27 protein-coding genes are annotated in these 25376 nt (G+C 71.1%); 15 read left to right on the top strand and 12 right to left on the bottom strand.

What is annotated here, in order from left to right; all coding sequences use genetic code 11:
- Window positions 1-13: 13 nt before the first annotated feature.
- The 4 genes from ACIQ5Y_RS26540 to ACIQ5Y_RS26525 form a co-directional block, all read right to left on the bottom strand.
- A complete protein-coding gene (locus tag ACIQ5Y_RS26540) occupies window positions 14-1228 on the bottom strand; it encodes an acetyl-CoA C-acetyltransferase (protein ID WP_403885351.1) in 1215 nt (404 codons plus the stop codon).
- Between the two features lie 58 nt (window positions 1229-1286).
- Window positions 1287-2429: an acyl-CoA dehydrogenase family protein gene (locus ACIQ5Y_RS26535; protein ID WP_403885348.1), complete on the bottom strand. Its 1143-nt coding sequence runs from the start codon at window positions 2427-2429 to the stop codon at window positions 1287-1289.
- 102 nt (window positions 2430-2531) lie between these two features.
- The gene (locus ACIQ5Y_RS26530; RefSeq protein WP_403885345.1) at window positions 2532-3557 is read right to left on the bottom strand and encodes an LLM class F420-dependent oxidoreductase; all 1026 of its coding nucleotides are present in this window, start codon (window positions 3555-3557) and stop codon (window positions 2532-2534) included.
- Window positions 3557-4723 carry a CaiB/BaiF CoA transferase family protein gene (locus tag ACIQ5Y_RS26525; RefSeq protein WP_403885343.1) on the bottom strand — a complete coding sequence of 389 codons (1167 nt, stop codon included), beginning with the start codon at window positions 4721-4723 and terminating at the stop codon, window positions 3557-3559. Before ACIQ5Y_RS26525 ends, ACIQ5Y_RS26530 begins: the two co-directional genes overlap by 1 nt.
- Window positions 4724-4956: 233 nt before the next feature.
- Here ACIQ5Y_RS26525 and ACIQ5Y_RS26520 point away from each other — a divergent pair, with 233 nt between their 5' ends.
- A complete protein-coding gene (locus tag ACIQ5Y_RS26520; RefSeq protein ID WP_403885340.1) occupies window positions 4957-6171 on the top strand; it encodes a saccharopine dehydrogenase family protein in 1215 nt (404 codons plus the stop codon).
- A gap of 19 nt (window positions 6172-6190) precedes the next feature.
- Here ACIQ5Y_RS26520 and ACIQ5Y_RS26515 read toward each other — a convergent pair whose 3' ends face one another.
- Entirely contained in the window at window positions 6191-6871 is a 681-nt protein-coding gene (locus tag ACIQ5Y_RS26515) for an endonuclease V (protein ID WP_403885338.1), read from the bottom strand.
- A gap of 26 nt (window positions 6872-6897) precedes the next feature.
- Between ACIQ5Y_RS26515 and ACIQ5Y_RS26510 the strand changes: the two genes are divergently transcribed.
- Entirely contained in the window at window positions 6898-7197 is a 300-nt protein-coding gene (locus ACIQ5Y_RS26510) for a YciI family protein (RefSeq protein WP_403885335.1), read from the top strand.
- Window positions 7198-8375: 1178 nt separating this feature from the next.
- Here ACIQ5Y_RS26510 and ACIQ5Y_RS26505 read toward each other — a convergent pair.
- The gene (locus tag ACIQ5Y_RS26505) at window positions 8376-9461 is read right to left on the bottom strand and encodes a WD40/YVTN/BNR-like repeat-containing protein (RefSeq protein ID WP_403885333.1); all 1086 of its coding nucleotides are present in this window, start codon (window positions 9459-9461) and stop codon (window positions 8376-8378) included.
- 95 nt (window positions 9462-9556) lie between these two features.
- On the opposite strand from ACIQ5Y_RS26505, the gene ACIQ5Y_RS26500 reads away from it, so the two are divergent.
- The 3 genes from ACIQ5Y_RS26500 to ACIQ5Y_RS26490 all read left to right on the top strand — a co-directional run bounded on the left by ACIQ5Y_RS26500 (window position 9557) and on the right by ACIQ5Y_RS26490 (window position 12391).
- The gene (locus ACIQ5Y_RS26500) at window positions 9557-9970 is read left to right on the top strand and encodes a (4Fe-4S)-binding protein (RefSeq protein WP_403885330.1); all 414 of its coding nucleotides are present in this window, start codon (window positions 9557-9559) and stop codon (window positions 9968-9970) included.
- A gap of 179 nt (window positions 9971-10149) precedes the next feature.
- Window positions 10150-10566, top strand: a complete 417-nt coding sequence (locus ACIQ5Y_RS26495) for an SsgA family sporulation/cell division regulator (RefSeq protein ID WP_403885327.1) — start codon at window positions 10150-10152, stop codon at window positions 10564-10566.
- A 184-nt stretch (window positions 10567-10750) separates the two neighbouring features.
- Window positions 10751-12391: an ABC-F family ATP-binding cassette domain-containing protein gene (locus ACIQ5Y_RS26490; RefSeq protein WP_403885324.1), complete on the top strand. Its 1641-nt coding sequence runs from the start codon at window positions 10751-10753 to the stop codon at window positions 12389-12391.
- A 10-nt stretch (window positions 12392-12401) separates the two neighbouring features.
- Here the strand turns inward: ACIQ5Y_RS26490 and ACIQ5Y_RS26485 are convergent, their stop codons facing one another.
- Window positions 12402-12863, bottom strand: a complete 462-nt coding sequence (locus ACIQ5Y_RS26485) for an ATP-binding protein (protein WP_403885321.1) — start codon at window positions 12861-12863, stop codon at window positions 12402-12404.
- 227 nt (window positions 12864-13090) lie between these two features.
- On the opposite strand from ACIQ5Y_RS26485, the gene ACIQ5Y_RS26480 reads away from it, so the two are divergent.
- The 7 genes from ACIQ5Y_RS26480 (at window position 13091) to ACIQ5Y_RS26450 (ending at window position 18033) form a co-directional block, all read left to right on the top strand.
- On the top strand, window positions 13091-13942 hold the full coding sequence (locus ACIQ5Y_RS26480) for a helix-turn-helix domain-containing protein (protein WP_403885318.1): 852 nt from the start codon (window positions 13091-13093) through the stop codon (window positions 13940-13942).
- Window positions 13943-13965: 23 nt separating this feature from the next.
- Window positions 13966-14190, top strand: a complete 225-nt coding sequence (locus ACIQ5Y_RS26475) for a hypothetical protein (protein WP_403885316.1) — start codon at window positions 13966-13968, stop codon at window positions 14188-14190.
- A 166-nt stretch (window positions 14191-14356) separates the two neighbouring features.
- Window positions 14357-15328: an acyl-ACP desaturase gene (locus tag ACIQ5Y_RS26470; RefSeq protein ID WP_403885313.1), complete on the top strand. Its 972-nt coding sequence runs from the start codon at window positions 14357-14359 to the stop codon at window positions 15326-15328.
- Between the two features lie 72 nt (window positions 15329-15400).
- A complete protein-coding gene (locus tag ACIQ5Y_RS26465; RefSeq protein ID WP_403885310.1) occupies window positions 15401-15712 on the top strand; it encodes a hypothetical protein in 312 nt (103 codons plus the stop codon).
- Window positions 15705-16838, top strand: a complete 1134-nt coding sequence (locus tag ACIQ5Y_RS26460) for a hypothetical protein (RefSeq protein WP_403885307.1) — start codon at window positions 15705-15707, stop codon at window positions 16836-16838. Before ACIQ5Y_RS26465 ends, ACIQ5Y_RS26460 begins: the two co-directional genes overlap by 8 nt.
- Window positions 16835-17455, top strand: coding sequence for a hypothetical protein (locus ACIQ5Y_RS26455; protein ID WP_403885304.1), 621 nt, complete (start codon window positions 16835-16837; stop codon window positions 17453-17455). The genes ACIQ5Y_RS26460 and ACIQ5Y_RS26455 overlap by 4 nt, the downstream gene beginning before the upstream one ends.
- Window positions 17452-18033, top strand: a complete 582-nt coding sequence (locus ACIQ5Y_RS26450; RefSeq protein ID WP_403885302.1) for a hypothetical protein — start codon at window positions 17452-17454, stop codon at window positions 18031-18033. Before ACIQ5Y_RS26455 ends, ACIQ5Y_RS26450 begins: the two co-directional genes overlap by 4 nt.
- Here the strand turns inward: ACIQ5Y_RS26450 and ACIQ5Y_RS26445 are convergent, their stop codons facing one another.
- A complete protein-coding gene (locus ACIQ5Y_RS26445) occupies window positions 18034-18279 on the bottom strand; it encodes a WhiB family transcriptional regulator (RefSeq protein WP_403885299.1) in 246 nt (81 codons plus the stop codon).
- A 57-nt stretch (window positions 18280-18336) separates the two neighbouring features.
- On the bottom strand, window positions 18337-19131 hold the full coding sequence (locus ACIQ5Y_RS26440; protein WP_403885296.1) for a VOC family protein: 795 nt from the start codon (window positions 19129-19131) through the stop codon (window positions 18337-18339).
- Between the two features lie 117 nt (window positions 19132-19248).
- Between ACIQ5Y_RS26440 and ACIQ5Y_RS26435 the strand changes: the two genes are divergently transcribed.
- A complete protein-coding gene (locus tag ACIQ5Y_RS26435) occupies window positions 19249-19947 on the top strand; it encodes a TetR/AcrR family transcriptional regulator (protein ID WP_403885293.1) in 699 nt (232 codons plus the stop codon).
- On the opposite strand, the gene ACIQ5Y_RS26430 is transcribed toward ACIQ5Y_RS26435, so the two are convergent.
- The 3 genes from ACIQ5Y_RS26430 to ligD form a co-directional block, all read right to left on the bottom strand.
- Window positions 19931-21337 (bottom strand): DHA2 family efflux MFS transporter permease subunit, encoded by a 1407-nt coding sequence (locus tag ACIQ5Y_RS26430; RefSeq protein ID WP_403885290.1) that lies wholly within the window; start codon window positions 21335-21337, stop codon window positions 19931-19933. The genes ACIQ5Y_RS26435 and ACIQ5Y_RS26430 overlap by 17 nt on opposite strands.
- Window positions 21334-22218 (bottom strand): alpha/beta hydrolase, encoded by an 885-nt coding sequence (locus tag ACIQ5Y_RS26425; RefSeq protein ID WP_403885287.1) that lies wholly within the window; start codon window positions 22216-22218, stop codon window positions 21334-21336. The genes ACIQ5Y_RS26430 and ACIQ5Y_RS26425 overlap by 4 nt, the downstream gene beginning before the upstream one ends.
- A gap of 169 nt (window positions 22219-22387) precedes the next feature.
- Window positions 22388-23407, bottom strand: coding sequence for a non-homologous end-joining DNA ligase (gene ligD / locus ACIQ5Y_RS26420; protein ID WP_403885284.1), 1020 nt, complete (start codon window positions 23405-23407; stop codon window positions 22388-22390).
- Between the two features lie 75 nt (window positions 23408-23482).
- Here ligD and ACIQ5Y_RS26415 point away from each other — a divergent pair, with 75 nt between their 5' ends.
- Window positions 23483-24565 (top strand): ATP-dependent DNA ligase, encoded by a 1083-nt coding sequence (locus ACIQ5Y_RS26415; RefSeq protein WP_403885281.1) that lies wholly within the window; start codon window positions 23483-23485, stop codon window positions 24563-24565.
- 207 nt (window positions 24566-24772) lie between these two features.
- On the top strand, window positions 24773-25303 hold the full coding sequence (locus ACIQ5Y_RS26410) for a hypothetical protein (RefSeq protein WP_403885279.1): 531 nt from the start codon (window positions 24773-24775) through the stop codon (window positions 25301-25303).
- Window positions 25304-25376 lie beyond the last annotated feature (73 nt).

Genomic DNA, 25376 nt, shown 5'->3' with positions numbered 1-25376 from the left:
TACAGGACGCCGGTCAGAGTCGCTCGACGACGGTGGCGACGCCCATGCCGCCACCGACGCAGAGGGTGACGAGCCCGTAGCGCTTGTCCTGGCGCTCCAGTTCGTCGACGATCGTGCCGAGGATCATCGCGCCGGTGGCGCCGAGCGGGTGGCCGAGCGCGATGGCGCCGCCGTTGACGTTGACCTTGTCGAGGGAGACGCCCATGTCCTTGACGAAGCGCAGGACGACACCGGCGAAGGCCTCGTTGATCTCGATCAGGTCGATGTCGTCGATGGTCAGCCCGGCCTTGGCGAGCGCCTTGCGGGTGGCGGGGGCGGGGCCGGTGAGCATGATGGTGGGCTCGGAGCCGGACACGGCCGCCGAGACGATCCGCGCTCGGGGCGTCAGACCGCCCCGCTCCCCCGCCTCGCGGGAGCCGATGGCGACGAGCGAGGCGCCGTCGACGATGCCGGAGGAGTTGCCCGCGTGGTGGACGTGGTCGATCTTCTCGACCCAGTGGTACTTCTGCAGGGCCACCGCGTCGAAGCCGCCGAGCTCGCCGATGTCGGCGAAGGAGGGCTTCAGCTTGGCGAGGGTGTCGGCGGTTGTCCCCGGGCGGACGAACTCGTCGTGGTCGAGGACGACCAGGCCGTTGCGGTCGGTGACCGGGACGACGGACTTGGCGAAGCGGCCGTCCTTGATGGCCGCGGCGGCCCGCTCCTGGGAGAGGGCGGCGTACTCGTCGACGTCGCGCCGGGAGAAGCCCTCGATGGTGGCGATCAGGTCGGCGCCGATGCCCTGCGGGACGAAGTTGACGTCCCAGTTGGTCATCGGGTCGTTGAACCAGGCACCGCCGTCGGAGGCCATCGGGACGCGGGACATCGACTCCACGCCGCCGGCCAGGACGAGGTCCTCCCAGCCGGAGCGGACCTTGGCGGCGGCCAGGTTGACGGCCTCCAGGCCTGAGGCGCAGAAGCGGTTCTCCTGCACGCCCGCCACCGTGTCCGGAAGGCCGGCGGCGATGGCCGCGATACGGGCGATGTCGGAGCCCTGGTCGCCGACCGGGCCGACGACGCCGAGCACGATGTCGTCGATGCCGGCGGGGTCGAGGCCGGGGTTGCGCTCGCGCAGGGCGTCGATGAGGCCGACGACGAGGTCGATCGGCTTGGTGCCGTGCAGGGCGCCGTTGGCCTTGCCCCGGCCGCGCGGGGTGCGGATCGCGTCGTACACGTACGCTTCGGTGCTCACTGGTCAAGCCTTTCGGGAGGTCTGAGCGTAGGGGTCGGGAAGGGGCTGCCGGGACGGCCTAGCGGAGGAGGGCACGGCCGATGACCTCTTTCATGATCTCGGTCGTGCCGCCGTAGATGGTCTGGATGCGGCCGTCGGTGAAGGCCCGCGCGACCGGGTATTCGGTCATGTATCCGTACCCGCCGTGCAGTTGCAGGCAGCGGTCGGCGACCCGCTTCTGGAGTTCGGTGGCCCACCACTTGGCCATCGAGGCGTGGACGTGGTCCAGTTCGCCGTTCGAGTGGTCGACGATGCACCGGTCGAGGAAGGTGCGGGTGACCGCGCACTCGGTGGCCATCTCCGCCATCTCGAACCGGATGTGCTGGAGCTTGGAGAGCGGCCGCCCGAAGGCCTCCCGCTCCTTGACGTACCGGGTGGTGATCTCCAGCAGGTGCTCGGCCGCGGCGATGCCGGCCATCGCGATGCCCAGCCGCTCCTGCGAGAGGTTGGTCATCAGGTGGACGAAGGCGCCGTTCAGCTCGCCGAGCAGGTTCTCCTTCGGGACGTGTACGTCGTTGAAGAACAACTCCGCGGTGTCCTGGGACTTCTGGCCGATCTTGTCGAGGTTGCGGCCGCGCTCGAAGCCCTCCATGCCGCGCTCGACGACCAGCAGCGACAGGCCGTGGGCCCCGCCCTCGGGGGTGGTCTTCGCGACCACGATCACCAGGTCGGCGAGGATGCCGTTGGAGATGAAGGTCTTGGAGCCGTTGAGCACCCAGTGGTCGCCGCGGTCCTCCGCGCTCGTCCGGATCCCCTGGAGATCGGAGCCCGCGCCGGGCTCGGTCATCGCGATGGCGGTGATGGTCTCGCCCGAGCAGAAGCCGGGCAGCCAGCGGCGCTTCTGCTCCTCGGTGGCGAGCGAGGTCAGGTAGGGGCCGATGATGTCGTTGTGCAGGCCGATGGCCAGTCCGGGGGCGCCCGCCCGGGTGAACTCCTCCGCGATCACGGCGGCGTAGCGGAAGTCGGTGTTCCCGCCGCCTCCGTACTCCTCCGGGACGGCGAGGCCCAGCAGCCCCTGCCGCCCGGCGGCCCGCCAGGCGTCGCGGCTGACGATGCCGTCCTTCTCCCACCGCTCGTAGTGCGGCAGCACCTCCTTGACGAGGAAGGTGCGGACGCTCTCGCGGAACGCCTCGTGCTCGGCGTCGAAGATCCGGCGCTTCATCGTGCGGCTCGCTTCGTCACAAGGTTCGCCTCAAAGTTCGCCTCAAGGTGGGTCACAGGGTGGGTCACAAGATGGGTGACAAGGTGGGTCACAAGGAGCTCCCTAAAGCCAGTTCCTGACGGTTTCGATCAGCCGGGCCGGCTCGGGACCCACGGGCGTGACGTTGAGCATGGTCACGCCCGCCTCGCGGAAGGCCTCGACCCGCTCGCGTACGTAGCCCTCGGGCCCGCACAGCGTCATCAGCTCGCAGAACTCGTCCGGGACGGCGGCCGCTGCGTCGCGCTTGCGGCCGGAGAGGTAGAGCTCCTGGATCCTGCGGGCCTCCTCCTCGTAGCCGTAGGCCACGGCGAGGTCGTTGTAGAAGTTCTTGCCGACCGCGCCCATGCCTCCGACGTACAGGGCGATCTGCGGGCGCGCGAGGTCCCGCGCCGCGGCCGCGTCCTCGCCGATGGCGAGCAGGCCGCCCGCCACCGTCTGCAACGGTCCGAGCTCCGGGGACCGCTTGGCGGCGCCCCGGGCGAGCGGTTCGCCCCACACCTCCCGCGCCTTCTCGGGGATGAAGAGGGTCGGCAGCCAGCCGTCGGCGATCTCGGCGGTCATCGCCACGTTGGCCGGGCCGAGCGAGGCGATGTAGACGGGGATCGAGCTGCGCACCGGCCGGGTGAGGATCTTCAGCGGCTTGCCGTGCCGGCCGCCCTTCTCGGGCGGCAGCGGCATGTCGGTGATGCCGTGGTGGTCGATCGTCTCCCGTCGCCAGATGCGCCGGCACAGGTCAACCGTCTCGCGCGTCCGGCCGAGCGGTCTGTCGTACGGCTTCCCGTGCCAGCCCTCCACGACCTGCGGGCCGGAGGCGCCGAGGCCGAGCAGCGCCCGGCCGCCCGAGACCTCGTCGAGCCCGGCGGCCGTCTGGGCGATGAGGCCCGGAGTGCGGGAGTAGACGTTGAGGATCGCCGAGCCGATCTTCAGCCGTTCGGTGCGGGCGGCGAGGTAGCCCATGATCGTCGGGGAGTCGAAGCCCCAGGCCTCCGCCACCCACACCGCGTCCAGCCCCGCCGACTCCAGCTCCACCGCCTGGTCGGCGGCCCGGCGGGCGTCGCCGGCGTAGTCGAGCATCATGGACAGTTCCATCAGCCGTCCTTCTCCGCGTTCTCCAGTACGTTCCCCAGCAGGGCCGGTACGTCCCAGTCCGCTGCCACCGACTCGGTGTGCGCGCCCGGCAGCGCCGGGCCGGCGGTGACGGCGGCCGGGGTCGCCGAGAACCTGGGGGCGGGGGCGGGCTGCACGATCCCGCCGAAGTCCGTGAAGGTGCCGCGGGCGGCGAGGTGCGGGTGCTCCGGGGCCTCGCGCAGGGACAGTACGGGCGCCACGCACGCGTCCGTACCCTCGAACACGGCCGTCCACTCCGCGCGCGTACGGGTCTTGAAGCGCCCGGCGACGGTCTGACGCAGCTCGCCCCAGCGGGCGAGGTCCTTGCGGGCCGGGGCCTGGTCCCCGATGCCGAGCAGATCCACGAAGGTGTCGTAGAACTGCTGCTCCAGCGGGCCGACCGCCATGTACCCGCCGTCGGAGGTCTCGTAGGTGCCGTAGAAGGGGCAGCCCCCGTCGAGCAGGTTCGCCCCGCGGCGGTCCTGCCAGCCGCCCGCCGCCATCATGCCGTGGATCATGGCGGTGAGGTGGGCGGTGCCGTCGACGATGGCGGCGTCGACGACCTGGCCGACGCCGGCGGTCCGGGCGTGCTGGAGGGCGGCGAGGACGCCGATCACCAGGTAGAGCGAGCCGCCCGCGTAGTCGCCGACGAGGTTGGCGGGGACGGCCGGGGGCCCGTCCGGGTCTCCGATCATGCCCAGGGCTCCGGTCACGGCGATGTACGCGATGTCGTGCCCGGCGGTGTGGGCGAGGGGGCCCTCCTGGCCCCAGCCGGTCATCCGGCCGTAGACCAGCTTCGGGTTGCGGGCGTGGCAGTCGGCCGGGCCGACGCCGAGCCGCTCGGCGACCCCGGGGCGGAAGCCCTCGATGAGGACGTCGGCCCGCTCGACCAGGTCCAGGACCCGGGCCGGGCCCCCGTCCGACTTGAGGTCGACCAGGACGGAGCGCTTGTTGCGGTTGGTGACGTCGTAGGCCGGATCGACCGCGAGCCCGCCACCGCCGGGCCGGTCGACCCGGACGACGTCCGCCCCCAGGTCGGCGAGGAGCATGGCGGCGAACGGGCCGGGGCCGATGCCCGCCAGTTCGACGACCCGCACTCCGGCGAGCGGGCCGTGCCCACCCGCGGTCGCGTTCCCTGTCACTGCCATCGAGCCCCCAGCATCCGTAGGACCACCATGTGACACAACTGATGTAACACCAGTGATGCTAGGAACGTGTTGCACCCAACACAAGAGCAAGCGCTTAGCCGGTTGCCCGCGCCGCCGGATTTTCCCTTGAGGAGGGGCCCCGGGAACGGCTGTCGGCCGCTCCCGGGGCGCTGTTCGTCGCGCGTGCGCATCGCGCTAGCCTCAGCCACCGACACCAGCTGGGAGGAGCGGTCATGAACGCAACGGTGCGGACCCCTCAGGGACAACAGGACCATCCGGAACGGGCCTACGACGTCGTGCTCTTCGGCGCGACCGGGTTCGTGGGGGCACTGACCGCCGAGTACCTGGCCGCGCACGCACCCGCAGGCTGCCGCTGGGCACTGGCCGGCCGGAACCCGGCCAAGTTGGAGCGGCTGCGCGAGCGGCTCGCGGTCATCGACCCCGCCTGCGCCGAACTGCCCCTGCTCCCGGCGGACGCCGCCGACGCGGGGGCGATGCGCCGATTGGCCGCGTCCACCCGGGTGCTCGCCACCACGGTCGGACCGTACGTCTGGCACGGGGCGGAGCTGGTCGCCGCCTGCGCCGAGGAGGGCACGGACTACGTGGACCTCACCGGCGAGCCGGAGTTCGTGGACCGGATGTACGTCGAACACGACGCCCGGGCCCGGGAGACCGGCGCCCGCATCGTGCACGCGTGCGGCTTCGACTCGATCCCGGCGGACCTCGGGGCGTACTTCACGGTGTCCCGGCTGCCCGAGGGGGTTCCCCTGCGGGTCGACGGGTTCATGCGGTCCAACGCCGTCTTCTCCGGCGGGACCCTGGCCTCCGCGCTGACCGCCATGGGACGCGGCCCCCAGACCTTCGCGGCCGCGCACGCCCGCAGACTGCACGAGCCCCGGCTGCTGGGCCGACGGGCGCGGGGGCCGGTCGGTGCGCCCCGGTTCAGCCGGGAGACGGGCACCTGGGCCCTGCCGCTGCCCACGCTCGACCCGACGATCGTGGCGCGGTCGGCGGCCGCGCTGGAGCGGTACGGCCCGGACTTCCGCTACCGGCACTACGCCTCCGTCAAGCACCTGCCCTTCGCGGTGGGCGGTACGGCGGCCGTGGCCGCGACGGTGGCCGTCGCCCAGGTGCCGCCCGCCCGGCGGTGGCTGATGAACCGTTGGGAGTCGGGCCAGGGGCCGGACGCGGAACGCCGCGCGCGCAGCTGGTTCACCGTGCGGTTCGTGGGCGAGGGCGGCGGCCGGCGCGTGCTCACCGAGGTGTCGGGCGGCGACCCGGGCTACGGGGAGACGGCGAAGATGCTGGCCGAGTCGGCCCTGTGCCTGGCCTACGACGCCCTGCCCGACCGCGCGGGTCAGCTCACCACCGCGGTGGCGATGGGCGACGCGCTGCTCGACCGGCTCAGGAAGGCGGGGATCGTCTTCCGGGTCGCGGACGAACGCTGAGCCCGCGCCGCCGCCCGACTCACCCGGCCGCCTCGCGCAAGGCCCGGCGGCACAGGGAATCGGCGTGGCGGGTGGTCTCCGGGATCCGGAAGCGGGGACTGAGGGCGAGCGCGTGGGCGCAGGCGTTGTCCAGCGAGACCCGGTGCCCGACGGAGACGTAGACCGGCTTGACGCCGTCCTGCGTCCGCAGCGCCCGGCCGACGACGGTGCCGTCGGGCGCGAGCAGCGGGGCGGCGTCGCCGCGCCGGGCGCCGGGTTCCTCGTACGTGAAGGTGAACGGGTTCTTCGCGATGCCGATGGCCGGGAGTCCGGTGACCACGCCGAGGTGGCAGGCGAGGCCGAAGCCGCGGGGGTGGGCGAGCCCGTAGCCGTCGCAGACGACGAGGCCGGGCGCGGCGGTCAGGGCGTCGAGGGCGGCGAGTACGGTCGGCAGCTCGCGGAAGGCGAGCAGCCCGGGCACGTAGGGGAAGCTGACGTGCCCCACGGCGGTGGCCTCCTCGACGACTTCCAGGGTGGCGGCGTCGAGCACCACGGCCGCCGCGGCGACCAGGTCGCGTTCGTCGTCGTAGGCGACGTCGACACCCGTGACCAGTCCGCGCCCGGGCGGCGGGCCGAGCTCGTCGAGTACGACCTGGTGGCGCAGTTCGTCCTGTATCGCCCGGGCCTCGGCCTCGTCGGCGGGGGTCTTCACACTCGTCATGATGGAGCGAGAGTAGCCTGGCGATCATGTTCGTAATGGAGCTCTCCTACACCGCACCCATCGAAGCCGTCGAGGAGCAGATGGACGCTCACATCGCCTGGCTGGACGGCTACTACGCCGCCGGCGTCTTCCTCGCCTCGGGCCGCAAGGTCCCGCGCGACGGGGGCGTGATCCTGGCCGGCGGGGTCTCCCGGGCGGAGATCGAGAAGATCGCGTCCGAGGACCCCTTCACGGTGACGGGCGTCTGCGAGTACCACATCACGGAGTTCATCGCGACGAAGACCTCGGCGGACCTGTCGACGGTGCGGGAGAACCCGGTGTCGTGAGGCCCACGCGCCCGACAGGTGGGCTGCCCACCCGCCCGGTTGGGTGCGGGGGGGTGGGCGGTACGTCATCTCAGCGGACCGGGGCCCGGACCCGTTCGGGGTACGGGGCGGGTAGCCCCGGCGGGGCGGAGGGGATCGGCTGGTCGGGACGTGTGTTGGCGGAGCCTCGGCCGGTCGGCCGCGAGAAGGGTTGGGGGTTTCCCGTCAGTCCCATAGTCCTTCCGCGTCGGGCCGGCCTGTCAAGGGCGCTCCTCCTTCGTCGTCGCGTCGCTGCGCGACGGCCTTCGGCCGCCCTTGACAGACCGTCCCGCCACGGAAAGACAAGGACTGCCGGGAACCCCCCAAAGGAACGGGCCGGGCCAGAGATCCCAACACGGGCCGACAGCAATGCCTGACCCGGTCGAGGTGAGGCACACCCCTCCTCGGCCCACCAAGTCCACCGGCCAGACCGGGCAGGCGGCCACCCTCCCCGAAACCCCCACCACAAGCCCCTCGGCGGGAGGAAGGGCGCCCCAAATCGCTACGCGCTCCTCGACAACGGCGTCTGACGACCGTCTGGGGCTGGTCACGCCCCAGATCGCTACGCGCTCCTCTTCGACGGCGTCCGACAGCTGCCGTGGGCTGGACATAAGCCGCCTACACCCTTGAATCGTCCTCCATGACGGCGTCCGACGGCTGTCGAGAGGAGAGAAGGAGCCGGACGGCGGCCATTTCGGGCTGCCTTCGGGTCACAGCGAGTATCAGCCCCGGACGGGGGTCAGTCGCGGTCGTCGAGAAGCGCGTAGCGATCGTGGGCGGCTTATGACCAGCCCCAATCGACCGTGGACGCCGTCAAAGAGGAGCGCGTAGCGATTTGAGGCGCCCTTCCTCCCGCTCAGGCTCTTGTGGTGGGGGTTTTGGGGAGGGTGGTCGCCTGGTCGGGCATTCCGGTGGGCCCGTGTTGGAATCTCTGGCCCGGCCCGTTCCTTTGGGGGGTTCCCGGCAGTCTTCGTTTTTCCGTGGCGGGACGGTCTGTCAAGGGTCGCCGAAGGCGATCGCGCAGCGACGCGACGACGAAGGAGGAGCGCCCTTGACAGGCCGGCCCGACGCGGAAGGACGATGGGACTGACGGGAAACCCCCAACCCTTCTCGCGGCCGACCGGCCGAGGCACCGCCAACCCGCCTCCCCACCCCCGCCGCTACTCTCGTCGCGCCTCCAGTCGGGCCACGCGGCCCTTCTCCCCCGACGCCCAGCACCCCGCGTCCGGGGCGCAGTCGACCGTGTCGAAGGAACCGGGGTCCAGCGGTCGCCAGTTGCGGCCCCCGTCGGTGGTGACGTCCGTGCCCGTCGGGCCCACCGCCAGGGCGGTGTTCGCTCCGTACGGGTACCAGGCCGCGCCCGAGCGGTAGGCCGGGGGCGGGGTGGTCGACGGGGTCCAGGTGCGGCCGCCGTCGGAGGAGCGGGCCCCCGCCTGCGGGGAGGGCAGGCCCGCGCGGTAGTCGCCGCCGACCGCGAGGCCCCTCGTACGGTCGCGGAAGGCCAGGGCGAAGACCCCGCGTGCCGGGTCGCCGGCGGGGACGGTGGATTGCGTGGCCGTCCAGTGCAGGCCGCGGTCGGCGGAGTGCAGGACGCGTGCGGTCGCGCCACCGCCCGTGGCGAGCCATACGCCCTTCGGGCCCGCGCTGACCAGGCACTGGCCGCTCGCCGCGAAGCCGGCTTCGCCGGGCAGCGCCTCCGGCATGCCGTCGGTCGGGAGGGGCCGCCAGGTTCGGCCGCCGTCGTCCGTCGACAGGATGCGGAACTTGCCGTCCACCGGGTCGCTCACGGCCAGTCCGTGGCGGTTGTCGAAGAAGGTGAGGCAGTCGTAGAAGGCTCGCGGGTCGGGGTTGCGGAAGGTCTCCGTCCAGGTGGCGCCGCCGTCCTCGGTGCGCAGCACCCGGGAGGCCTCGCCCTCCCCGATGGACAGGGCCACGGCGCGGCGGGCGTCGAAGGCCTCGATGTCGCGCAGTTCCAGGCCTTCGGCCACGGCCGTCGGCGGGGAGACGTCACTCCAGTTGCGGCCACCGTCCACGGTGCGCAGGACCGTCCCCTTGGAGCCGGCCACCCAGGCCGTGGACCGGCTGACCGCGGACAGGCCGCGGAAGCGGACCTCCTTGCCGGTGCTCTTCAGCGCCCAGCCCGCGCCGTGCAGCTGTGCCGCTCCGCTCGCCGCTTCGGCTCCGCCCGTCGCGTCCGCCTGGGCGGGCACCGCCAGTAAGCCCACCGCCAAAACTGCCGCGCACATGCCAACTCCCAGAAGTCTCATGGCGCCGGAAGCTAACGCACGCCCGTTTTTCCGTCCAGGGTGCGTCCCCGCCCCCGCCTTCCTACGGTGGTCCCATGACGCCCAAGGAACCCAAGGCCTACAAGGGCAAGCAGATCAGCATCACCTACGAGGTCGGGCGGTGCCTGCACGCCGCCGAGTGCGTGCGGGGCCTGCCCGGGGTCTTCGACTCGGGACGACGCCCCTGGATCCAGCCGGACGGCGCCGCGGCGGAACTGGCCGCCGAGGTGATCCGCCGCTGCCCGTCGGGGGCGCTCCAGTACCGCCTGGCCGAGGGCCCCGAGGAGGAGCCGGACCGGCCGACCACCGTCGTACGGGATCCGGCCGGCCGGCTCGTGGTGCGCGGCGACCTGAGCGTGACGACCGCCGACGGGGAGGTCCGCAGGGAAACCAGGGCCATGCTTTGCGCCTGTGGAGTGAGCGCTAATCAGCCCTTCTGCGACCTCTCCGGCAGTTGCCACTCCGAGTGATCGCCCCGCCACCACGCGTCGCCGATGGTGACTCTGTGCGATCACACGGGCGGGTTCCGGCCAATCGGTGACACAGCTCACGTCACCTTCCATGCACGGATTTGCCGATTCCGGCGTCTATCGAGTTGCCAGGCTCCACCCCACGGCCCGGCAGCAGATCCGCCGCAAGGGAGTGAGCCTTGATCACTGTCATCGAGCAGGCCGTTCAGGCCCGTCTGGTCGCCACCGCGCCGAAGGTCGAGACCGTGCCCGTCACCCTCTGCTACGACCGTGCGGATCCGTTCGCCGTCCGCATGGCCTTCCCCGCTCCGGCCACGCTGGAGGGTGTCGAGGTCTCGTGGACCTTCGCGCGGGAGCTGCTGGAGTCCGGGCTGGACCGCCCGACCGGGCACGGCGACGTACGCGTGCGCCCGTACGACGGTGACCGGACCACGGTCGAGTTCCACGCTCCCGAGGGCGTCGCGATCGTGCTGATGCTCACGGCCGAGCTGCACCGGTTCCTGGAGCGGGCCTCCGCCGTGGTCCCGCCCGGCCTCGAGCACCTCTACCTGGACATGGACCACAGCCTGGCCGAGCTGATGCGCGACGGCTGCTGACGCCCGTTAATCGTTTGCGGGCGGCTCCGGTCGCCCGTAGCTTCGTAGACGCCCCATCGCCGTCGAAACGGAGCAGGACATTGGACTTCTGAGGTCCGAGACACCGACCATCGTCACCGCCAACCGCTGACCGTCGGCTGTCTCCCCGCGTTGCACGCTCCATTCACGCAACCTGGAGGCCTCTATGAGTCACGCCCCTGCTTTCATCATCTGCTCCGCCCTGTCCTTCGACTGGCCCGACGGCTCCCCCGCCTTCGAGGACCTCTCCCTGATCATCGGCCCGGGCCGCACCGGTCTGATCGGCCTCAACGGCTGTGGCAAGTCCACGCTGCTGAAGCTGATCGCCGGTGAACTCTCCCCCGGAGAAGGAGACTTGACGATCGCCGGCACCGTCGGCTACCTGCCGCAGAACCTCACCCTCGACACCGCGCTGCGGGTCGACGAGGCCCTCGGCATCCACACGGCCCGCGCGGCCCTGCACGCCATCGAGGCGGGCGAGGCCACCGAGGCCAACTTCACGGCCGTCGGCGACGACTGGGACGTGGAGGAGCGGGCGATCGCCATGCTCGACCAGCTCGGTCTCGCCGGCATCGGCCTGGACCGCACCGTCGGTGAACTGTCGGGCGGCGAGTGCGTGCTGCTCAGGCTGGCCGCGCTGCTCCTCGCCCGCCCGGACGTCCTGCTGCTGGACGAGCCGACCAACAACCTGGACCTGCGGGCCCGGCGCCGCCTGTACGCGGCCGTCGAGTCCTGGACCGGGGTGATGGTCCTCGTGAGCCACGACCGGGAGCTGCTGGAACGGGTCGACCAGATCGCGGATCTGCGCGACGGCGAAGTCCGCTGGTACGGAGGGAACTTCACGGACTACGAGGAGATGCTCGCCGCCGAGCAGGAGTCGGCCGAACGGATGGTCCGGGTGGCGGAGGCCGACGTACAGCGCCAGAAGCGCGAACTGGCCGATGCTCAGGTCAAATTGGCGCGGCGCAAGCGGTACGGCCAGAAGATGTACGAGAACAAGCGCGAGCCGAAGATCGTGATGGGCGCCCGCAAGCGCGCGGCGCAGGAATCGGCCGGCAAGCACCGGATCATGCACAGCGAGAAGCTCGCGCAGGCGAAGGAACGGCTCGACCAGGCGGTGGAGGCGGTGCGCGACGACGACGAGATCCGCATCAAGCTCCCCGCCACCCAGGTCCCGCCCGGGCGGCGCGTCCTGACCCTCAGCGATGTACGGCTGGCCCACGGGGCGGCCGTGCGGGGCGAGTGGGAACTGCGCGGGCCGGAGCGGATCGCGCTGGTGGGACGCAACGGCTCGGGCAAGACCACGTTGCTGCGCACGGTCGCCGGGCAGCTCGAACCGGTGTCCGGGGAGGCGTTGAGGCACGTGACCACCCGGTTCCTGCCGCAGCGCCTGGACGTACTGGACGAGAGCCGTTCGGTGGTGGAGAACGTGGCGCGGTTCGCCCCGCAGGCCACGAACAACGTGATCCGGGCGCGGCTCGCGCACTTCCTGTTCCGGGGAGCCCGGGCGGACCGGCCGGCCGGCACCTTGTCGGGCGGCGAGCGGTTCCGGGCGGCGCTGGCGGCGCTGCTGCTCGCGGAGCCCGCTCCGCAACTGCTGATGCTCGACGAGCCGACGAACAATCTGGACCTGTCGAGCGTGCGGCAGCTGACCGACGCCCTGGAGTCCTACGAGGGCGCGCTCCTGGTGGCCAGCCATGACGTGCCGTTCCTGGAGTCGATCGGCATCACGCGCTGGCTGCTGCTGGACGGCGAACTGCGGCCGACGACGGCCGAGGAGGTTCGGGAGACGTTGTGGCAGGAATGACCACCGGCCGCTAACGCGGCAATAAGGCCCACGATTTGGTGCCCCCCATCGAGGTCAGGACGGGGGTGAGCCCCCAGTCCCCGCCGCAGGCGTCGACAGCTGCGGCGAGCAGCCACATCCCGCGGCTGCGCCGGCGCCTGCACTCCTCGCTCTCCTCGGGCGAGGAGTGCGCGGGGTGCTGGTCGTACACGACGATCCGCAGCGCGTCGTACTGCCAGCGGATCTTCAGCATCATCTCTTTGTCGGGCGTGAAGCGGTGTCCGTACGCCACGAGTTCGGAGGCGGCGAGGGCCGCGGTTTCCCGCAGGTCGGGCAGGCCGTGCCGGTCGAGCAGGGTCCGGACGACGGAACGGGCGGTGCCCGCGCAGTAGGCGCCGCCCGGCAGGCGTATCGAGTAGTTCAGCTTCGCCTCTTCGGGCGGTATCCGCCGGGGCGTATGGACCGGCCGCAGGCCACCGAGAGTGCCCGTCATCGTGCTGCTCCAAATATGGGTGTGATCGACAGCAGTGTGATCAAAGACCGGTTGGTCATGGAGGGTCGTACGAGGTCACGGGGTCGCCCCGTGTGAGACTTGCACTACCGACCGTAGCGTAACCCGGTGCACAGTGCTACTACTTGTCTCATCACTTGCCCATTTCTCAGGGCATTTCCGGACGGGTACGGAATCTCACGCGTGCCCCGCAGCGAAGGAGAGGCCCCGTGCCACCCAGGAGCACGCCCACCGCGAGGCAGCAGCGCCTAGGCTCCGAGCTGCGCAAACTCCGCGAGGAGTCGGGCATGACGGTGCAGCAGGCCGCGGCCCTGCTGGGGGTGGACCGCACGCGGATCCCCAACATCGAATCCGGCCGGATCGGCATCAGCGCCGAGCGTGTCCGCACCCTCGCCTTCAACTACGACTGTCCCGACACCGGCCTCGTCGACCTGCTCGCGACGATGGCGCAGGAACGGGACAAGGGGTGGTGGGAGCAGCACCGGGGGATGCTGCCGCCGGGACTGCTCGACATCTGCGAACTGGAGCACCACTCGGTCGAGTTGCACACCGCGGTCACCACGCACATACCGGGACTGCTGCAGACCGAGGCGCACGCGCGGGCGGTCTTCGACACCGCCGACCCGCCGCTGCCGGAACCGGACCTGCAGGCGCGGCTCGCCCTGCGCATGAGCCGTCAGCAGGTGTTCGCGCGGGAGCGGCCCCCGCTGTACGAGGCGGTGGTGCACGAGGCCGCCCTGCGGATGCAGTTCGGCGGGCCGAAGGTCGCCCGGGCGCAGCTGGACCACATCCTGGAGCAGTCGGAGCGGGCGCGTACGACGGTGCTGGTCATCCCCTTCACCGCCGGCGGCTTCCCGGGTGCCGGGCAGTCCTTCACGTACGCCGCGGCCGAGATGCGCCGGCTCGACACCGTGCAGCTGGACAGCTCGCACGGCTCGATGCTGCTGGACTCCCACATGAAGCTGCTCCGCTACCGGGGGCTGCTGGAGCGGCTGCGCTCACTGGCGCTGCCCGCCGCCGCTTCCCGCGATTTCATCCACGCCGTCGCACAGAGCCTCTGACCGGGCCGACGAGGAGAGACGCCATGAACACGACCACCACGACCGCCGCGCCCCCCGGAACCGAGATCACCTGGGACGAGGCCTTCTGCAGCGAGGGAGCCAACTGTTTCCGCTTCGGGCGCGACACCGAGGGGAAGGCGTACATCGGAACGACCGAGTCCGCCACGTACGTCACCGACTCGATCGACGCCCTCCGGGCACTGATCTCCGCGGTCAAAGCGGGGGCGGCGGACCACCTCTTGGCCTGACTTTGCCCCTTCACAGCCCCTTCAACCCACCCCCAAACTGTATAGATAACCGGATGTAACCAGACATACACCTGCCGGGGACTTGGCTGGTCTTCACGTCGCGCTTAACCTACGACTCCGTAGGCTACGGAACCGTAGGTAGTTCGCTTTACATCCAGGAGTACCCGTGACGATCACCTCTCCCCACCTCGGCAGCTCGGAGGCGTGGACCGACGCCAAGCTGCTGTTCGCGCTGGAAGAGGTGGTCGAGAAGGAGCTCAACCGCCACCTGAAGGTCCAGAAGGACTGGATGCCCCACGACTACGTCCCGTGGAGCGACGGCCGCAACTTCCCCACCTTCTTCGAGGACGGCGAGGAGTGGCACCCGGACCAGTCCAAGGTCACCGAGATCGGCAAGATCGCGCTGGTCGTGAACCTGCTGACCGAGGACAACCTCCCCAGCTACCACCACGAGATCGCGACGCTCTTCGGCCGCAACGGCGCCTGGGGCACCTGGGTGCACCGCTGGACGGCCGAGGAGGGCCGCCACGGCATCGTGATGCGCGACTACCTGCTGGCCTCGCGCGCCGTGGACCCGGACAAGCTGGAAGCGTTCCGGATGCAGCACATGTCGGAGGGTTTCGAGTCCGACAACAGCCACTCGATGCTGCACTCGGTGGCGTACGTGGCCTTCCAGGAGCTCGCGACCCGCATCTCGCACCGCAACACCGGCCACCAGTCCGGTGACCCGGTCTGCGACCGGATGCTGGCGCGCATCGCGGCGGACGAGAACCTGCACATGATCTTCTACCGCAACCTGCTGGCCGCGGCCTTCGAGATCGCCCCGGACCTGACGATGCAGGCCGTGCGGGACGTCGTGGTCAACTTCCGGATGCCCGGACACGGCATGCCCGGCTTCGAGCGGATGGCCGCGCAGATGGCGATCGGCGGGGTCTACAACCTGCGGATCCACCACGACGACGTGCTGGCCCCCGTGATCCGCTTCCTGAAGGTCATGGACATCGACGACCTCGGCCCCGAGGGCCAGAAGGCCCAGGAGGAGCTCGGCCTCTTCATGAACGGCCTGGACGCCGAGGCCCGCAAGCTGGACGAGCGCCTGGCCGCCCGCGCGGCGCGCATCGCCGCCCGCAAGGGCTGACCGGTTTCGGCTCCCTCCGGGGAGTGACGCGGATTCCCCTGGCAGAGCACCGCTCTGCCAGGGTTTCGCGTCATGACCCCGCACACCTCGCTCCAGGTGGACATCGACCAGCTGACCCGTCTGACCCACGCCCTGGACTCCTCCCTGGTCTCCTTACGGGATGCCCGGCAGGCGCTCGACCACGTACGGGCGGACCAGCTGGGCACGGCGGACCTCGACCGGGCGTGCGACGACTTCCAGGAACGCTGGGCCTTCGGCACCCGGGAGCTGACCAAACGCGTCAAGGCCGTACGGGAGGGCGTGGACCGCAGCGCGGCCGAGTACGCGGAGCTGGAGGAGGCCATCCGCGAGGCCTTCCGCCGGGCGGCGGCCTCGCATGGCTGACCACGCCGCGCTGGGCTTCGACCCCGCCCCGGGGAATCCGGCGGCGGTCCTCGCCCTGACGAAGAAGCTCTCCGCCTCGGCGGACTCCCTCGGGGAGGCCTCCCGGGTGATGAAGGCCCTGGTGTCCCACAGCTCGTCCTGGGAGGGCGAGGCCGCCACCGCCTTCCGCGCGTCCCTGTCCCAGGACCTCCCCCGCTACCTCGGCTCGGCGCACACCTCCCTGGTGGAGGCCGCCCGCCGGCTCACGGGCTGGCACGACACCCTGGTCGCCCACCGCGCACTGGCGGCCCGCTACGAGTCCCAGGCGGCCGCGGCGAAGACCCCCGAGGCCCTGTCCGACGCCCGCCGGCTGGCCCGTGAACTGGCCTCGGAACACAACGCGGCGGCGCGTGGGGTGGCCCAGACCCTGAACGCGGCGGTGGACCGCCTGGCCCCGAAGGAGCCGGGCTGGCTGGCGTCGACCTGGCACAAGATCGTGGACGACCCGGGCGACGCCCTGTCGAACGCGTCGGCGATCCTGGGATTCCTTGGTGCTGGGGTTGCTCTTGCCTGCCCGCCGGTCGGGCTCGCAATCATGCTCGTTGGCAGCGGTTTGTCCCTTGCGGCACTGGCGACGCACACCTCCGATCCGAAGTTCCGAAAGTCACTGGCAGACGGCTTCACAAAGGGCCAGTTCGACGCCGACTTCTGGAAGAGCAGCGTGACCCTGCTGGGCGACACCGCTGGCATGGTGCCGGGACTGGCATCGGTCGCTTCCGGAGCCAAGGCAGGTACGGCAGCAGCCCGTGCGGCGATGGCCGCCGCACCGGAGAGCAGCGCGCTGGTAGGGCTCGCCCCGGGGGCCACCGCATTCAGGCAAGCGGCATGGACGACCGGTGAAACACTGCAACAGGTCGACAGCCCCCTGACCGCATGGGCCATGCAGTCATCTACACAAACGGCCAGGGACAGGGTGGGTGTGGCCGTGGCAGGCACAGGTGCTCTAACCGCCGGACTCGACTACGCCCCCGAGAACGAGACGGTCAAAAACGGATCAACAGCGGTGGACGGCGCTCGAGGGGTGCTGGACGATGCCCCAGCAGCCGTCAAGAAGTCAAGCCGCGTCTGGTCGGTGCTGCGCCCGTGACGCAGCAAAACGCCCTCCCCACAGTCTGGTTCCGCCTACCTCCGGGCTTCCACAAGATCAGCCCCGACGACAGGGCGTCGTTGGACATGTTCGCTGATGCGCTGGGCAGCCCGCCTGCGCAACAGGAATTGGCACAGCTCATGGACCAGCTTGAGCAACTGTCAGGACACGAGGTCGTGGCCACGGCATTCGGCTTTCACCCCGAGGAGCCCGTGGGTGTCGCAACCTCGTTGTTCTCCCTGACCATCCGGCGTGTCGAGCAGCCAAACCCACGGCTCACCGTGGCACGCACGGCCCTGGCCCTGGCCCGTTCCCCGCTGTGGAGCAGCTCGATTCGCAGGTTCGTAGATCTGCCCTCAGCGCTCCCCTGTTGCCTGGTCTCCGGAATCATTTCCGTGCCAGATGTGGAACAAGAGCTATTTCAGGCCAGGCTCGCAACCGTGCACCCAGACGGGCTACATCTCCTCGTCCTGGACCTGACCAGTGCCTCAACGCAACACGCCGAGGCATACACGGACATCCTCGAAGCGATCGCGCACACCACCTGCTTTTCCGACCCTGACCCGACGCCGCCGACTACGGCTGAGACCTCACGCATCCTGGAGGTGCTCCTATGAGCGTCACGCTCGCCAAGGCCGCCTGGGACCACCCTCCGACAGTTGCCGGCTACAAGCGATTGGCCAAGCGCCGCCTCGGCTGGGTCCTCAGTCTCGGCGGCCCTCCGCTGGTAGCGCTGGCCTGCTTCGACATCATCCCCCACGCTCGAACGGGGTTCTGGCTGATCACCATGCTGGTGACCCCCTTCTTCCCCTGGCTGGTGATCGCCTACTTCCGACGGCGCCGAGTTGCCGCGGTACTCCAGGCTTACCCCTGGCGAGAGTGGCCGTGCCATCACCCGTTCCGCCCGCCCGGCAGTCCGGCGACGATCGCCATCCCCTTCCACGAGGACTTCACGGCCGTGTTCCGGATCATCCCGCTTCCGGTCGAGCTCGCCGAGGTGGGCAGCGGCCACCCGGACCGGATCTGGTTCGCCGGGGACCCCCGCTTCGGCGGAGTGGTCTCCCCAGTCGGCGGCCACTACCCCGTACGGGTCGTCGCCCACGTGCCCCGCAAGGAGGAGCCGGGAGGTGAGGGGTTCGAGCTCGCGTTGCGGGTGGGGTTGGTGCGGCCCAGTGGAAAGGGCACCCGTACCTGATCAGCGGCGCGGCCTAAGGGCCAGGCGTTCCGCTTCCGACAGGCCGCCCCACACACCGAACCGCTCGTCATTCGCCAAGGCGTACTCCAGGCACGCCACCCGCCCCTCGCACGCCCCGCACAACCGCTTCGCGTCGCGCAGTGACGAGCCGGGTTCCGGGAAGAAGAAGCCCGGGCCCGTCTGGGCGCAGAGCGCGAGGTCGTACCAGGCGGTGCCGGCGGCGGTGGTTGTGGTGTTCATCGACATGCCGGTGATACTCACCGGCGTCGATGGACGTCCGATCAACGCCTGATCAACAACACGTCACGCCCCCGTCGACGGCGCACTCGCTATCACCGAGAACCGCGCCCCGAAGGGATCCGCCAGCTTGGCGAAACGCCCGACCCCCTCCATGAACACCGGCGTGAGACGCACCTTCCCGCCCGACTCCTCCGCCTTCGCGGCCGCCGCGTCGCAGTCGGCTACCTCGAAGTACAGGGACCAGTAGGGCCGTTCGGCGTCCTCGACCGGGTCGACCGAGATCGGGACGAGCCCCGCGAAGGACTCCTCGTCCGTCCCGCCGGCCGGCCTGGCCATCGTGTACGTGCCGCCCTCGTACGGCATTTCGTGGATCTCCCACCCCAGCACCGCTCCGTAGAACCCGGCCGCCGCGGCCACGTCTCCCGTATACAGCTCCGTCCAGCACAGGGAGCCCACCTCCGTCACCGCGCCCAGGCCCGAGTGCCCCCTCGGCTGCCACACGCCGAAGCCCACGCCTTCCGGGTCGGCGAAGATCGCCATGCGGCCGAAGTCCATGACGTCCATCGGCTCGACGGTGACCGTGCCGCCCGCCTTGGTCACGGCCGCCGCCGTCGCGTCCGTGTCGGAGGTCTGGAAGTACACCTGCCAGGCGCACGGGCCCTTGTCGGCCGGGACGGTCATGCCGCCCGCGACCGTCTTTCCGCCGAGGTGGAACATGCCGTAGCCCCCGACCTCCTCGCCACCCGCCTGGAAGTCCCAGCCGAGGAGTCCCCCGTAGAACCCGGCGGCGGCGTCGATGTCCGGCGTCCCGAGGTCCACCCAGTTCGGGGAGCCGTCCTTGTAGTCCGTGGTGAGCATGGTCCGCGCTCCTTCCGATTCCGGCGTCCTCTCCCTTCGAGCATGGCATCCCCCACTGACAGTGGGCCCCGCCCGATCCCACAGAGTGAACGACCGTGCGTTCGGTAAGATGGTGATATGGCAGACGGACGCGTGGAACGAGGCAATCAGACGCGGCGCACCGTCCTCGACCGGACGATGAGCATCGCTTCCGTCGACGGGCTGGAGGGCCTGTCCCTGGGGAAGATCGCCGCGGATCTCGGGCTGAGCAAGAGTGGCGTCTTCGCCCTCTTCGGTTCGAAGGAGGACCTGCAGCTCGCCACCGTCCGCGCCGCCGTGGACGTGTTCGTCGAGCAGGTCGTCCGCCCCGTGCGCACGGATCCTGCCGGTCTCGCCAAGGTGTGGCGGGTGTGCGAGCTGTGGCTCGACTACTCCGGGCGCCGGATCTTCCCCGGCGGGTGCTTCTTCTACTCGGTCTCCGCGGAGTTCGACTCGCGCCCGGGCCCCGTGCGCGACGAGATCGCCAAGGCGCGGTCCGACTGGACGCGTTACATCGAGCGGCTCCTGGACGAGGCCCGGCAGGCGGGCGGGTTCGGGGACGGGTTCGACCCGGCGGACGTGCCGCAGCTCGCCTTCGAGGTGATCGCGATGATGGAGCTGGCCAACGCGCATTCCGTGCTGCACGAGGACCCGCTCGCGTACGAACGTGCCGGCCGGGGGATCCTCGGCCGGCTGCGGGCGGCGGCGGCCGCCCCGGAGGAACTTCCGGAGCGGCCCCCGGCCACCGGCCCGGGCATCGGCCCGGGCATCGGTTCCGCCGTCAGTCCGACCGGCTGACCCGGGCGCCCGCCCGCATCGACCAGCCCGCGGCCGCCGCGCCCAGCGCCGCGACCGCCACCATGAGGAAGACCCCGCGCCAACGGTCGCCCGCCCCGGTCAGCAAGGCCGCGGTGGCCGCGACGCCGAGTGCGCCGCCCAGTTGGCGGGCCGTCATCAGCAGCCCGGTGCCCGCCGCGAACCGCTCCGGCGGGAGGGTGGCGGAGGCGGCGGTGGAGAGCGCGGTCAGGGCCACCCCGATACCGAGGCCTCCCAGCAGGCCGGCCGGGAGGAAGACCTGGGCGTACGAGGTCGAGACGGCGGCCCAGCCCCACAGCAGCAGGGCGTTGGCGGCGAACAGCAGGGAGCCGGCGACGACCGCGGCCCACTGCAGGCGTGCCGGCACGCGGCGGCCGACGACCATCGCGCCGGCCATCGCGAGCACGGCACCCGGGGTGACGCCGAAACCGGCCTCCAGGACCGAGTAGTTCCAGCGGGCGATCAGGTACGAGGGCCCGGTCAGCAGCCAGGCGTACATGGCCGCCCCGAAGAACAGGGCCGACAGGTTGGCGCGGGCGAAGAACCGGTCGCGCCACAGGTCCCGGTCGATGGCCGGTGCGGGATGGCGGCGCGATCGGTACAGCGCGGTGGCGGTCGACAGGGCGCCGCCGCCCACGAGTCCGAGCACCACGGGGTCGGTCCAGCCCCAGTCCTCGCCCTGGGAAAGGCCCGCCACCACACCCCCGATGCCGAGCGCGAGGGCGACGGTGCCGACGGGATCCGGGAGCCGGCGCACCGTGCCCACGTCCCGGGGCACGGCTCGGGCGGCGGCCCAGCAGACGGCCAGGCCGAGGGGAACGTTGACCAGGAAGATCGCGCGCCAGTCCCACACCTCGACGAGCAGGCCGCCGAGGCTGGGGCCGACCGCGGCGGCGAGCCCGCCCGCGGCGCCCCAGGCGCCGAGCGCGGCGGCCCGGCGTCCGGGTGGGGTGTGGGCCAGTACGAGGCCCAGCGCGGCCGGGATCATTCCGGCGGCCGCCGCCCCCTGGAGGGCACGGGTCACGATGAGCAGGTCGGCGGTGGGGGCCGCGCTCGCGGCGAGCGAGGCGAGGGTGAAGGCGAGGGCCGAGCCGAGGAAGAGGGTGCGGCGCCCCAGGGTGTCGGCGAGGCGCCCGGCGGCGGCCAACAGTGCGGCGAAGAGCACGGCGTAGCCGCTGACCACCCAGGTCAGCCGGGCAGGCGTCACCTCGGGGAAGGCCCGCCGCAGATCGGCGAAGGCCACGTTGACGACGGTGGCGTCGAGGAAGGCGAGGAAGGTGACGGCGCAGGCGAGGAGCAGGATCCGGCCGGGGGTGGCGGCGCCGCCGGCCGGGCCGGTGAGGTTGGACCCGGTACGGGTGGTGGTGCTCATCGGGCGGCCGCCGGGCTCTCGACGGGGCCTTCCGCGGGCACGTACGGGGCGGTGATGAACCGGACCGCGGCCGCGACGACCTCGGGGTCCGCGAGGATGCGGCGGTGGCCCAGGCCGCTGGTCTCGATCAGGCGGGCCCGGTCGCCGTGGGCGGCCGCGATGGCGCGGGACTGGGCCGGGGTCGCGGTGTCGTCGTCCGTGTCGTGGAGGAGGAGCATCGGCACCGGGACGTCCGTCGGCCGCCAACGGGCGTCGAGGCGCTGCCAGATGTCCGCTTCTCCGGGGAAGAGGCGCTGCTCGACGTGGCGGCGCAGGACCCGCTCGACCGCTTCGCCCACACCCAGCCGGGCACGGAACTGCTCCAGGAGGTAGCCGAAATCGGCGATTCCCCCGATGGCGACCACACGGTCCGCGCGGACGGTGTCCCGCAGGGTGAAGAGGCTGGAGAGGACTCCGATGGAGTGGGCGAGGATGGCCGAGAAGTCCCCGTGTTCGGCGTGCAGCAGGCGGATGATCTCCCGGTGGTCACGGACCGTGGCGGCTCGGCCGCCGGATTCGCCGTGCCCCGGCGAGTCGAAGGCGATCACGGTGTGGCCCTGGGCCCGCAGCGCCTCGATGAATCCGGCGAACCGCGAGGCGCGCGAGGACCAGCCGTGCACCACGAGGACGGGCCGCTCGCCGTCCCCCCAGCGGTAGGTGGTGACGGGTATGCCCCGCACGAGCAGCCGCCCGGTCTCGGCCCGTGCCATCACCTCCTCCTCGTCGGGCCTCAGCCGTGCGCGGCCGAGCGGGCGGACGAACAACGCGAAGACGCGGGGTCCGGCCAGGCCCGGGGCCAGCCGGGCGCCGACGTCGAGGGTGGTGCTCAGGAGTGAAGCCATGGGATGCATGCCGGGTCTCCGGATCTCCGCAGGACGGCCAGATGGCGGTGGCAGGATGATGCGAAGATATTAGCACGATCGTTCGTGTTGTTTTTGGATGACCGTGCACCGCCGACGTCGACGTCGACGTCGATTTGACGCCTGGCTTCGTGAGGTGTCTGCGGTGCCGTCAGGACTCGTGTTTGGCGCGGCTCGGTTGGACGCGTTTGGGTTCGCCCGGCATTTTCGGGTAGTCCGGCGGGTACGGCATGTCGCCCAGGCCGTGTTCGTGTTCGTCACGGGAGGCGAGTTCCAGCGCGGCGTCCAGCGTGAACGCGTGGTCGTCCATGTCCGCGTGCAGGTCGCCCACTTCGGCGAAGCGGACCGGCATGGTCACGATGTCGAAGTCGCGCGGCTCCACGTCGTCCACTTCGTCCCAGCGCAGCGGCGCCGACACCGGGGCGTGTGGCCGGGGGCGGACCGAGTAGGCGGAGGCGATCGTGCGGTCGCGGGCCGTCTGGTTGTAGTCGAAGAAGATCCGCTCGCCGCGCTCCTCCTTCCACCACGCCGTCGTGACCTTGCCCGGCATCCGGCGTTCCAGCTCCCGGCCGATGGCGATCGCACAGCGGCGGACCTCCGTGAAGGTCCAGCGCGGGGCGATGGGCACGAAGACGTGCAGGCCCCGACCACCGGAGGTCTTGGGCCAGCCGCGCAGGCCCAGTTCCTCGAGCAGGGCCCGCAGTTCGTGGGCGGCCGCCACCGCGTGGTGGTAGTCGGTGCCCGGCTGCGGGTCCAGGTCGATGCGCAGCTCGTCGGGGCGGTCGGTGTCCTCGCGCCGTACCGGCCAGGGGTGGAAGGTGAGACAGCCCAGATTGGCGGCCCACAGGACGGCCGCGGGCTCGGTGGGGCAGATCTCGTCCGCCGTGCGCCCGCTGGGGAAGGCGATGTGAGCGGTCGGGATCCAGTCGGGGAGGTTCTTCGGGGCGCGCTTCTGGAAGAAGGACTCCCCCTCCACCCCGTCCGGGTACCGCTCCAAGGTCGTGGGCCTGTCGCGCAGGGCGCGCGTGATGCCCTCCGCGACCGACAAGTAGTACTCGGCGACGTTCCTCTTGGTGAGGCCCCGCTCCGGGAAGTACACCTTGTCCGGGTTGGACAGACGGACCGTACGGCCGCCCGCCTCCAGCTCGATCGCGTTACCGGCAGCACCCATGTGGGCCACGTTAGGCGGGCCCGGCCGGTCGCGCATACCGGGCGCATGCGGATGTACCGCCGCAGAATCGACAACATGGATCTGCCGGTGATGCCCCCCGTGAAACCGATGCTCGCCAAGTCCGTGGCCAGGATCCCGCCGGGCATGCAGTACGAGGCCAAGTGGGACGGCTTCCGGGCGATCGTCCATCGCGACGGCGATGAGATCGAGATCGGCAGCCGCACGGGCAAATCCCTGACCAGGTACTTCCCGGAGCTGGCGGCGGCACTGAAGGCCAATCTGCCCGACCGGTGCGTCATGGACGGCGAGATCGTGATCATCCACGACGGACGTCTCGACTTCGACCGGCTGACGGAGCGGATCCATCCCGCCGCCTCCCGCGTTAAGCTCCTCGCCGAGACGACCCCCGCCGCCTTCGTCGCCTTCGACCTGCTCGCCCTCGACGACCAGGCGCTCCTCGACACCCCGCTCACCGAGCGCCGTGACGCCCTCGTCCGCTCCCTCTCCACCGCCAGGCCCCCCGTTCATCTCGCGCCCGCGACCACCGACCCCGCGCTCGCGCAGGAATGGTTCGAGCGGTTCGAAGGCGCCGGGCTCGACGGAGTGATCGCCAAACCGCTCGACCTCCCCTACCGGCCCGATGCCCGCCTCATGTTCAAGATCAAGCACGAACGTACCGCCGACGCCGTCGTCGCGGGTTTCCGCTTCCACAAGAGCGGTCCGATTGTCGGATCGCTGCTGTTGGGGTTGTACGACAGCCACGGCGCGCTCCAGCACGTGGGCGTGTGCGCGGCCTTCTCGATGAAGCGCCGCGCCGAACTGGTCGACGAGCTCGAACCCCTGCGGCTGGAGGACCCGACCGGCCACCCCTGGGCCGCCTGGGCCGAGGAGTCCGCGCACGAGAGCGCCCGGCTGCCCGGCGCGACGAGCCGCTGGACCGGCAAGAAGGACCTGTCCTGGGTGCCGCTGCGCCCTGAGCGGGTCGTCGAGGTGGCCTACGACCACATGGAGGGGGACCGCTTCCGGCACACGGCCCAGTTCCGCCGGTGGCGGCCCGACCGGGTGCCGGAGGGCTGTACGTACGCCCAGTTGGAGGAGGTCGTCGGCTACGACCTGGCGGAGGTGCTCGGACTCGGCCCGGACCCGGCGTCCACCTGAGGCCTCCCCTCCGGATCCCGCCCGGGCCGCACCGTCCGAACCACCCCCATTCCGTACCGGGTGGTAATTCCAGCCAATCCACTCTGACGCCTGACATGCTCCTGACAGTTCATGGTCACTGTGGGACGCTCCCGGCACGCACTCCGCACCCTCTGAGAGGCCCACCGCCTCGCCCACCCCCACCAGTACGGCATGGAGGAGCGAACCATGAGGCACTTCACGCACAGGACCCGCTTATCGCGCATCACCGGAATGGCCGGGATCGCGACGCTGGCGGTCACGGCGGCCCTGGCCGGTACCGGCACCGCCCTCGCACGCGGTTCGGCCGCCGATCTGAAGGCCGACGGCGTCATCGTGGTCGCCGGCAGCACCTGCACTTGGACCAACGCGAGTACCAGCGCGGCCGCCCCGGCCGCCCTCACCATCGACCGCACCACCGTCAACGCGCCGGGAGGAAATCTGGCCTGTGGCGGCGGCATCGCCGCCACCCTCAACAACAACCCCGCCTTCACGTTCGACGACGCGGCCGGCACGGCGCGGACCGACCTGATCGACATCACCGGCCGGCAGAGCTTCATCTCCTGCCGCTACAAGGCGACGAACATCGTGTGGGACCGCGACGGGGTGACCCGAAAGTACGTCAACCGCGCCTTCACCGCCGCCAAGACCTCGGGCAGCTTCCTGTGCCCGGGCTCGGTCACCACACCGGCCGGGGACGCGTCCGTGCTGTTCCGCTGAGCCGGCGCACCGACGGCTCGGCCCGCCGCAGGCGGGTCGAGCCGCAAGCCGGTCGAGCCGCAAGCCGGTCGAG

The sequence above is a fragment of the Streptomyces sp. NPDC096339 genome, assembly GCF_044762985.1.
Lineage (GTDB): Bacteria > Actinomycetota > Actinomycetes > Streptomycetales > Streptomycetaceae > Streptomyces.
This window is presented reverse-complemented; position numbering and strand designations above follow the sequence as displayed.